Consider the following 9290-nt stretch of genomic DNA (forward strand, 5'->3'; position numbering starts at 1 on the left):
CATCCCATGCGTCTCGGGTCCGGACTGTCGGATGGCTAGGTCAGCCAGCCCTGGTAGACATCCCATGCCGCGCCAGGCGATGGGGCGTCGTCCCGGGTCACCGTTGCCTGGATCAGGCCGTAGGGACGGTCGTCGGCGTTGAAGACCTCGTTGTCGTTCGACAGCCCGAAGGGCGACAGGTCGTAGACGAAGTGGTGTTTGTTCGGCGCCGCCAGTCGCACCTCGGCGATGGCCGGGTACGTCTCAAGCACGGCCTTGCCCATCTCGAAGAGGGTCTGCTGCAATGCCAGTGACTGGACGACGGCGAACTGTTTCACCAGTTGCGCCTTGATGCCGGTGAACGTTGTCTCCCAGTCAATTTCGGTGGTGGTGAAACGCCACTGGGCCACCAGTGAGGTGGCCATCACGCGGTCGTGGGTAGGTTCGAGAATCGTATAGCCGTCCGTCAGGAACCCGGCGAATTCCGAACCGGTCGACTTCAGGATGACCATGTCCTTGAGGCCGCCGACCACCCATTCGCCGTCGGCGTCGACGGTTATCGCGGCGGTGCGCACTTCCTGACCCTTCCGAATCCAGGTGTGGTCGTGCTCGGCGTCGTCGACGACCGCACGCTCCCATGCGTATTCGTCGATCTCGATGCGTGCGCCCGCCACCGGCCCGACGTCATTGACGAAGTGCCGGGCCAGCGCGAGGCCGTAGTCCTCGATGGACACCAGACCCTTCTCCTTGGCATAGGCGTACGCGGTCTGCTTCTGCGTGTCGGTGGGTAGCACCTCGGATTGATCGCCCGCCAGATGCGCGGCGCTGAAATCACCTCGTAGACAGGTAGATACGTTGATGTCGTGGATCTCGTGCCGCGGGGTGTCGCGATAGATCCGGACGACGCGGTTCTCCGCCTTGCCGTACTGGTTCTTGCCAAGGATGATCTTGGACATCGCTCAACTCCCTCGGTAGGTGGAATAGGCATACGGCGAGAGCAGTACCGGGACGTGGTACTTGCCATCCGCATCGGTGATCTCGAACGCGACGACGACTTCGGGATAGAAGGTGGGGATGTCCAGTCCGGCGAAGTAGGACCCCGTATCGAAGTGAAGGCGGTATATCCCGGCGGGGAGCGCATCGCCAAGGTTCGCGATGCGTCCGTCGCCGTCGGTGGTCGCGGTGAACACGGCCACGCCCCCGGCGTCGGACAAGGTGACGGTGATACCCGCGGCGGGCCTGCCGGAGACGGTGTCGAGGACGTGCGTGGAGAGGCTCATGCGCTCAACCTTCGCCCGCGAGCGTGCGCAAAGTGCCATAAATCTGCGGCGTGTCGTGTGCAGACCCGCACGCTCGCGGGAGGGGGAGGGATGGAGGGTTGAGGGGGAGGGGTCACGACGCGGGCTCGCTCAACAGCCGTTCCAGCCGCAGTCGGTTGATCTTGGCCAGCTCGCTGCGCATCACGCGACGCTCGGTGTCGGCGTCGTTGTGCAGCCGGTCGGCGAGGATGGCGAGCAACTCCTCCGCCGAGCGGCCACTGGCGCACACCAGGTAGACGTAGCCGAACTTGGCGTCGTACTCGCGGTTCTTGGCGGCCAGTTCGGCGCGGACGGCATCGTCGGCGTCGACCACGCGGGCCTGTTCGCGGGCCGACGACGCGTTGTCGACCTTCGCCCCGATCCGCGGGTGGCCGTCCAGTGCTGCGTCGATCTCACCGTCAGGCAGCTCGGCGAGCACCCGGTCGGCGCGATCGAGGAGGGCATCCGCGTCGCGAAACGGACCGCCCGCGAGCACCCGTCGCGCCCAGATGGTCGACGAGCACACGCCGAACAGCAGATTCATCCGCTGACGGTCGGTCAGCCGATTGAAGCCGTCCAAGCCGAGCGCGCCTTGCGTTGGCATCTACTGCAATTCGTTGAGCCGGCTGAACCGCGCGGCCGCGATCGGGTTGGCGTCGGCCACCAGGTCCTCGAAACGGTAGTTGGCGATCTTGGCGATTTCGATCAGCGCGAACGCCTTCTCGGCGGCCGTGGAGTTGTCCATCCGCGACCAGCCGTTCTTGAGCACCCGGTCGAAGTGCTCGGTCTCGCGCGCGCAGATCACCAACGGGAACCCGAAGTGTTCGCGATATGCCCCGGCCAGCTCGACGACGTCGTTGTGGTCATCCTCGGCCAAGTTGCTCAGCGCGACGTGATCCACGGCCAGCGCGTGCCCGGTATCGTCCTCGGCGCCCAAGTCGTGGAAGGCGTTGATCAACTGAAGCTGCTGCTCGGAGGACCCGGTCAGCAGGGCGTCCTGGAACGCCTCTCGGAGCGCCCTGGTGTCGGAGAAGGGGCGCTGCTCGAAGGCGCGGTCGACGGCCCACGGAATGTCTTGCACCACATGCCCGAACACCTCGGTGAAGCGCTCCTTGGTCATCGAGTTCACTTCGTCGAGCGTAATGGTGCCGTCGCCTGCCACCCGGGGTCCCCTGCTGATGCCCAGGTGGAAGAACACGACGTTGAGCACGATTGCGGCGATGGCGCCGATGCTGATGCCGCTGCCGAACAGCAGGTCGATGCCCGTCGGCATCGCCTTGGCGACGTCGGGGTACGTGGTGACCCACAGCGCAAGGGCCAGGCTGGTCGTGACGATGATCAGGTTGCGGTGGTCGGTGAAGTCGACCTTGCCCAACGTCTGGATGCCGACGACCGCGACCGTGGCGAACAGGGTGAGTGCCGCGCCGCCCAGCACCGGATTCGGGATCGACGACACGATCGCGGCCACCTTGGGCAGGAAACCCAGGATGATCATGATGACACCCGCCGCGGCGACCACCCAGCGGCTCTTCACGCCGGTGAGTCGCACCAGGCCGACGTTCTCGGAGAACGCGGTGTACGGGAACGAGTTGAAGACACCGCCGATCGCGGTCGCCAGGCCGTCGGCGCGCAGCACGTTGCCGATGTCGGAGGCCTTGACCCGCTTGCCGACGATCTCACCCGTCGCCATGGTGCTTCCCGTGGACTCGACCGCGGTGATCAGCAGGACGATGACCATCGTGATGCACGCGACGAGGTCGAACTTGGGCATGCCGAACAGGAACGGCTGAGTGAACCCGATCGGGGCGGCGGCGCCGACCTTGTCGAAGTTCATGTCGCCCAGCGCGAAGGCCACTGCGCAGCCGATCACCAAGCCGAGCAGTACCGCGATGGTGGCGGCGAAGCCGCGGAAGATGCGTTGGATGGCAACGATGATCGCGATGGTGCCGAGCGCGTAGAGCAGCCAGCGGACGTTGGTGGGGTCGTGCTCGTGGGTGTGCGGATTGGTGATGGCGTCGCCCGCGCCGACCGGGACGAGGCACAGTCCGATGATCGTGATGAGCGTGCCAGTCACCACTGGCGGGAAGTACCGCAGCAGCTTGACGAAGATCGGCGCGATCGCAAAGGTGAAGGCGCCTGCGACGATCACCGCCCCGTAGACGTAGAGCAGGCTGGCCGCGCCGCCGCCGTGGGCCAGCCCGATCGCGATGATCGGCGACACACCCGTGAACGTCACGCCCTGTAGCAGCGGTAGCCGGACCCCGACGTTCCAAAACCCGACGGCCTGGATGATCGAGGCGATCCCGCAGGTGAAGAGGTCCGCCGTGATGAGCTTGACCAGTTCTTCCTGCGGAAGGTTGATGGCGCCGGCGATGATGATGGGCACCAGGACCGCGCCGGCGTAGAAGGCCACCACGTGCTGAAACCCATACAGCGCGAGCTTGGGGACGGGTAGCACCTCGTCGACCGGGTGCACGCGCTTCTTCGGGGCATTCGACGGCGGGGCCGACGCTGGGGTGGACACAGCTCAAGAATCGACCAGGTTGACAATGTTCGCATGTCGAAGGCGGGCTCCGTGGCAGGCGTATTGCTGGCTGCCGGGGCGGGGAAGCGCTTCGGAATGCCGAAAGTGCTAGCAGACCAAGGGGACTGGCTGCGCGCGGCGGTAGACGCCTTGGCTCGGGGTGGTTGCGACGACGTGGTGGTGGTACTGGGCGCGGCCATCGTCGACGTCCCTCCGCCCGCCCGTGCCGTGGTGGCAGCGGACTGGGCGACCGGCGTCAGCGCTTCGCTGCGGACGGGGCTGGCCGCGATCGTCGGCGCGGATCTGGCGGTACTGCACCTCGTGGACACTCCCGACGTCGGCGCCGATGTCGTGGCCCGCGTTCTCGGGATGGCCGCGTCGTCGGAGTCCGGACTGGCGCGGGCCAGCTACGACGGGCGTCCTGGGCACCCGGTCGTCGTCGCGCGCAGACACTGGGAGGCGTTGTCGGCGACGCTTCGCGGCGACCAGGGCGCGCGAGCGTTCCTCATGGGGCGTGACGACGTGCGCACGGTCGAATGCGGTGATCTGGCATCGGGTGTCGACGTCGATCAACGTTGAGCAGCCAGTCGGTACGGGGTGATATACAGGGGAGCACGTAGGAACGGGGGAACGCCCTACGTGCGGTGGTCGGCAGCCGACTTCCGGGGGGAGTGACGCCTAGGGCGTCACGGGTCGTGAAGGTTTTGCCATGGGGAAGAGCAAGACTGTCGCGCTGGTCGATGACGTCGACGGCACGGCGGCAGACGAAGTGGTCGAATTCGGCCTCGACGGCGTGCGCTACGAAATCGTCTTGTCCGCGGTGAACGCCGGGGTTCTGCGTCGCACGATCACGCAGTGGGCCGAACGCGGGCGCAAGCAGAGCAGCCGCCCTCGGCACCTGGTGCGGGCCGACCCGTGGCGTAGCCACGTGAGTTGTCAAGAGCGCGACGCCATCCGCGAATGGTGCGATAGCAACGGCTACAGCGTCGGCAGCCGTGGACCCCTTCCGTTCCACGTGGTGGACGCATACCGGGCTGAGAATTCCTGAATCGTCTGCGGGTTGGTGGCCTACGCGTGTCTCGGCACCGTTCTTTGAGGTGCAGTTGGGCACAATGGGCCCATGACTGAGCCGTTGATCCTTGCCGTGGGGGGCCACAGCCCACGATTGCATCCCGAAAGCTGGGTGGCGCCCAACGCGTCGGTGATCGGCAACGTGACGCTCGGTGAGAAGGCCAGCGTCTGGTACTCCGCGACGGTGCGCGCAGAATTCGAGCCCGTGGTCATCGGCCCCGGATCGAACGTGCAGGACAGCGTCACGATCCACGCCGATCCAGGATTCCCGGTGACGATCGGCGCGCGGGTGACGGTCGGCCACAACGCAGTCCTTCACGGGTGCACCATCGAGGACGGGTGCTTGATCGGGATGGGTGCGATAGTCGGCAACGGCGCGACGGTCGGCGCCGGTTCGTTGATCGCCCCGGGAGCCGTACTGCCGCAGGGTATGGCGGTCCCGCCGAGATCGCTGGTGGCAGGCGTACCGGCCAAGGTCCGTCGCGAACTCAGCGATGACGAAATCAGCGTCAGTAGCGTGAACGCCCCTGCGTACGAATATCTGATCGGCGTCCATCGCGCGGCCACCCCGGTCGCGCCAGGGGACTGATTCGCTACCGGAGCCCGGCCACGGTCGGGATGAACTCCGTTGTCAGCCAGTCGGTGTCGGCGACATACTGTCCGACGGCGGGGCCGTCACGTCCACACGCGGATGTTGAGGATCTCCGACGCGTAGTTGCGGACGGTGTCCTCGGCCATCGCGGCGGCGTCCTCGAAGCCGGGTCGTCCCCGGCTTTCCATGAAGGCAGTCTTCGGGTCGAGCGAGACCTCGGCGATCATCTCACCGGTCGACGGCACGCACACCGCCCAGGTGTAGCGGGTGTCGGACTCCCAGTCGTCGGCCGCCTGGTCGATGTAGTCGAGGTCGGTCTCGCCGAGATCGGCGAGCGCGTGACGGTCGTCGACACGGTCGTCGCAGCGCAGCGCGCGCAGGTACCACTCCCCAGTGTTGATCTCCTCGACTTCCATGGGATCAGACCCACCCTTCCTTACGGCGAAACAGCATTCCCTGTCGCCAAATCACGCGATTGGCGACAGGGAATGCTGTTTCGGCGATGAACGCGCTAGTCCTTGATCTCGGCGAGCACGGTGCCCTGCGTGACGGCCGCGCCGGGCTCGACGGCGAGTCCCGTGATGGTGCCGTCCTTGTGGGCAGTGACGGGGTTCTCCATCTTCATGGCTTCGAGGACGGCGACGAGGTCGCCGGTGACGACCTGCTGGCCCTCTTCGACGGCGACCTTGACCACGGTGCCCTGCATCGGGGCGGTAACCGAATCACCCGAGGCGGCAGCGCCACCGTGGGCGCCACGCGTGCGCGGCTTGGGCTTCTTACGGGTAACACCGCTGACGCCACCACTAGCGCCCCCGCCGCCGATCGCGAGATCACCTGGCAGCGACACCTCGACGCGACGGCCGCCGACCTCGACGACGACCTTCTGCCGAGGCTGGGCCTCTTCCTCGTCGACGGCGCCGCCACCGGTGAACGGTTCGACGGTGTTGTCCCACTCGGTTTCGATCCACCGGGTGTGCACCGAGAAGCCGTCGTCGTCACCGATGAAGGCGGGATCGGACACCACCGCGCGGTGGAACGGAATGACCGTCGCCAAGCCCTCGACGTTGAACTCGGCCAGTGCGCGACGCGAACGGTCCAGCGCCTCTTCGCGGGTGGCGCCGGTGACGATCAGCTTGGCCAGCATCGAGTCGAACTGGCCACCGATCACCGAACCGGTCTCGACCCCGGAATCCAGCCGGACACCGGCACCCGTCGGGGGCTCGAACTTGGTCACCGGGCCGGGGGCGGGCAGGAACCCGCGGCCCGCGTCCTCCCCGTTGATGCGGAATTCGAACGAGTGACCGCGCGGCGTCGGGTCCTCGGTGATGTCGAGGGCCTCGCCGTTGGCGATCCGGAACTGCTGACGGACCAGGTCGATACCGGCGGTCTCCTCGGTGACCGGGTGCTCCACCTGCAGGCGGGTGTTGACCTCGAGGAACGAGATCAGGCCGTCCTGGCCGACGAGGTACTCGACGGTGCCCGCGCCGTAGTAACCCGCCTCCTTGCAGATGCGCTTGGCGGACTCGTGGATCTCCTTGCGCTGTGCGTCGGTCAAGAACGGCGCGGGAGCCTCTTCGACCAGCTTCTGGAAGCGGCGCTGCAGCGAGCAGTCGCGGGTACCGGCGACGACGACGTTGCCGTGGGTGTCGGCGATCACCTGTGCCTCGACGTGGCGCGGCTTGTCCAGGTAGCGCTCGACGAAGCACTCACCGCGGCCGAACGCCGAGACGGCCTCGCGCGTCGCGGACTCGAACAGCTCGGGAATCTCCTCGATGGTGCGGGCGACCTTCATGCCGCGACCGCCGCCGCCGAACGCGGCCTTGATCGCGATCGGCACGCCGAATTCCTTGGCGAAGGCGACGATCTCGCCGGCGTCCTTGACCGGTTCTGGTGTGCCGGGGACGAGCGGCGCCTTGGCCTTGGCGGCGATGTGGCGCGCGGTGACCTTGTCACCGAGGTCGCGGATGGACTGCGGGCTTGGCCCGATCCAGATCAGGCCCGCATCCAGTACGGCCTGCGCGAAATCGGCGTTCTCCGAGAGGAAGCCGTATCCGGGGTGGATGGCGTTCGCGCCCGACTTGGCGGCCGCGTCGAGGATCTTGGCGAAGTCGAGGTAGGACTCCGCAGAGGTCTGGCCGCCGAGGGCGAACGCCTCGTCGGCGAGGCGTACGTGGGGCGCGTCGGAATCTGGGTCGGCGTACACGGCCACGCTGCCCAGCCCCGCGTCCTTCGCGGCCCTGATCACCCGGACGGCGATCTCGCCGCGGTTGGCGACGAGCACCTTGGAGATCTTCGAGCTGGCGTGACTTGGCACTGCGCCTCCTGATGGCATGTCTCTAAGAAACCTCTTTAAGAATGTATCGGAGGCAGTTTAAGCGCCGACGCTGCGTACCGAGTCAGGCGGTGCCCATTACTCGCCGGTAGGTGTCCTCGCCATTCACTGGCCCTCGCGGAGTCGCCGTTTGATGCGGGTCAACATCGCCGACATCCCGCGAAGGCGCAGCGGGCTGATCAACTTGGCCAGGCCTAGCTCGGAGTAGAAGTCGTCGGGCACGGCCAGGATCTCGTCGGCCGAATGCTCGTCGAGGCCGGCGGCCAGGATCGCCGCGAAACCGCGCGTGGTGGGTGCCTCGGCGGGCGCGCTGAAGTACAACCGGACGCGTCCACGGTCCGAGGAGTCGACGTGCAGGAACAGCGGCGACTGGCACTCGGGCACCGGCTCCATGGCCGCCACTTCGAGGTCGGCCGGTAGCGCAGGCAATTCGTTCGCGAATTCCAGGAGCAGCTGCAACTTGTCCTGACCCTGCATGTCGGCGAAGTCCGAGACCACCTCGGTCAGCGCGGCCGTCATGGTCATGGCGCTTCGCCGGGCTCTTCCCCGACTGCGACGGGCACGCGCACGGCATTGCCCCACTCGGTCCAGGAGCCGTCGTAGTTGCGCACGCCCTCCTTGCCAAGGAGGTGGGTCAGCACGAACCAGGTGTGGCTCGAGCGTTCACCGATGCGGCAGTAGACGATCGTTTTTGGGTCCGTGCCGGCCTGATCGAGGAACCCGTACAGCGCGTCGAGTTCGGTCCGGCTACGGAACTGCCCGTTGTCGAGGGCGGCCTTGGCCCAGGGGATCGATTGCGCCGTCGGAATGTGGCCGCCGCGCAGAGCGCCCTCTTCGGGATAGTCCGGCATGTGGGTGCGTTCGCCCGTGTACTCCTGCGGGGAGCGGACGTCGATCAGTGGCTCGTTTCCGAGGATCGCCAGCACGTCGTCCTTGTAGGCGCGGATCTCGGCGTCGTTGCGCTCGACGACGGGGTAGCCCGTCGTCGACTTGGACGGCACGTCGAGGGTGGTGTCTCGACCGTTCGACACCCACAGGTCACGCCCGCCGTCGAGCAGGCGCACGTCGGGATGACCGAACAGCGTGAACACCCACAGGGCGTAGGCGGCCCACCAGTTGCTCTTGTCGCCGTAGATCACGACGGTGTCGTCCCGGCCGATGCCCTTGCGATCCATCAGCGCAGCGAACTGCGCACCGTCGATGTAGTCGCGGACCTGCGGGTCGTTGAGGTCGGTGTGCCAGTCGATCTTCACCGCACCGGGGATGTGACCGGTGTCGTAGAGCAGGACGTCCTCGTCGGACTCCACGATGACAAGGCCTGGACGACCGATGTTGCCAGCCAGCCAGTCGGCCGTGACCAGCCGTTCGGGGTGGGCGTAGGCGGCGAGTGAGGGATGGGGGTCTGCGGGCAGCGACACACCCCAGAGCCTACTTGTTCAGTTGATCGGATTCTCGGCCCACAGATCGGCGATGGAGAGTCCGACCCCTTCGAAC

General features: G+C 66.6%; 11 protein-coding genes. 3 read left to right on the forward strand and 8 right to left on the reverse strand.

Annotation, left to right across the window (positions count from 1 at the left end; genetic code table 11):
- Positions 1-35: 35 nt before the first annotated feature.
- The 4 genes from pucL to pbuX all read right to left on the reverse strand — a co-directional run bounded on the left by pucL (position 36) and on the right by pbuX (position 3801).
- Positions 36-935 (reverse strand): factor-independent urate hydroxylase, encoded by a 900-nt coding sequence (gene pucL, locus ACRDUX_RS34055; RefSeq protein WP_526420814.1) that lies wholly within the window; start codon positions 933-935, stop codon positions 36-38.
- A 3-nt stretch (positions 936-938) separates the two neighbouring features.
- On the reverse strand, positions 939-1259 hold the full coding sequence (gene uraH, locus ACRDUX_RS34060; RefSeq protein WP_526420816.1) for a hydroxyisourate hydrolase: 321 nt from the start codon (positions 1257-1259) through the stop codon (positions 939-941).
- 112 nt (positions 1260-1371) lie between these two features.
- The gene (gene uraD, locus ACRDUX_RS34065; RefSeq protein WP_526420818.1) at positions 1372-1881 is read right to left on the reverse strand and encodes a 2-oxo-4-hydroxy-4-carboxy-5-ureidoimidazoline decarboxylase; all 510 of its coding nucleotides are present in this window, start codon (positions 1879-1881) and stop codon (positions 1372-1374) included.
- Positions 1882-3801, reverse strand: coding sequence for a PbuX/PucJ/PucK family nucleobase permease (pbuX, locus tag ACRDUX_RS34070; protein ID WP_526420820.1), 1920 nt, complete (start codon positions 3799-3801; stop codon positions 1882-1884). It abuts the gene before it with no gap.
- A gap of 33 nt (positions 3802-3834) precedes the next feature.
- Here pbuX and ACRDUX_RS34075 point away from each other — a divergent pair, with 33 nt between their 5' ends.
- From ACRDUX_RS34075 to ACRDUX_RS34085, 3 genes are all read left to right on the forward strand, one after another.
- A complete protein-coding gene (locus tag ACRDUX_RS34075) occupies positions 3835-4380 on the forward strand; it encodes a nucleotidyltransferase family protein (protein WP_526420822.1) in 546 nt (181 codons plus the stop codon).
- 130 nt (positions 4381-4510) lie between these two features.
- Positions 4511-4849, forward strand: coding sequence for an Lsr2 dimerization domain-containing protein (locus ACRDUX_RS34080; protein ID WP_526420824.1), 339 nt, complete (start codon positions 4511-4513; stop codon positions 4847-4849).
- Between the two features lie 72 nt (positions 4850-4921).
- The gene (locus ACRDUX_RS34085) at positions 4922-5461 is read left to right on the forward strand and encodes a gamma carbonic anhydrase family protein (RefSeq protein ID WP_526420826.1); all 540 of its coding nucleotides are present in this window, start codon (positions 4922-4924) and stop codon (positions 5459-5461) included.
- An 86-nt stretch (positions 5462-5547) separates the two neighbouring features.
- Here ACRDUX_RS34085 and ACRDUX_RS34090 read toward each other — a convergent pair whose 3' ends face one another.
- From ACRDUX_RS34090 to ACRDUX_RS34105, 4 genes are all read right to left on the reverse strand, one after another.
- A complete protein-coding gene (locus tag ACRDUX_RS34090) occupies positions 5548-5880 on the reverse strand; it encodes a hypothetical protein (protein WP_526420827.1) in 333 nt (110 codons plus the stop codon).
- Between the two features lie 95 nt (positions 5881-5975).
- Entirely contained in the window at positions 5976-7778 is a 1803-nt protein-coding gene (locus ACRDUX_RS34095) for an acetyl/propionyl/methylcrotonyl-CoA carboxylase subunit alpha (protein WP_526420829.1), read from the reverse strand.
- A 123-nt stretch (positions 7779-7901) separates the two neighbouring features.
- Positions 7902-8321: a SufE family protein gene (locus ACRDUX_RS34100; RefSeq protein WP_526420831.1), complete on the reverse strand. Its 420-nt coding sequence runs from the start codon at positions 8319-8321 to the stop codon at positions 7902-7904.
- Positions 8318-9214 carry a sulfurtransferase gene (locus ACRDUX_RS34105; RefSeq protein ID WP_526420833.1) on the reverse strand — a complete coding sequence of 299 codons (897 nt, stop codon included), beginning with the start codon at positions 9212-9214 and terminating at the stop codon, positions 8318-8320. The genes ACRDUX_RS34100 and ACRDUX_RS34105 overlap by 4 nt, the downstream gene beginning before the upstream one ends.
- Positions 9215-9290: the final 76 nt, after the last annotated feature.

Origin of the sequence: Mycobacterium sp., from assembly GCF_050701675.1 — a bacterium.
Classification (GTDB): domain Bacteria; phylum Actinomycetota; class Actinomycetes; order Mycobacteriales; family Mycobacteriaceae; genus Mycobacterium.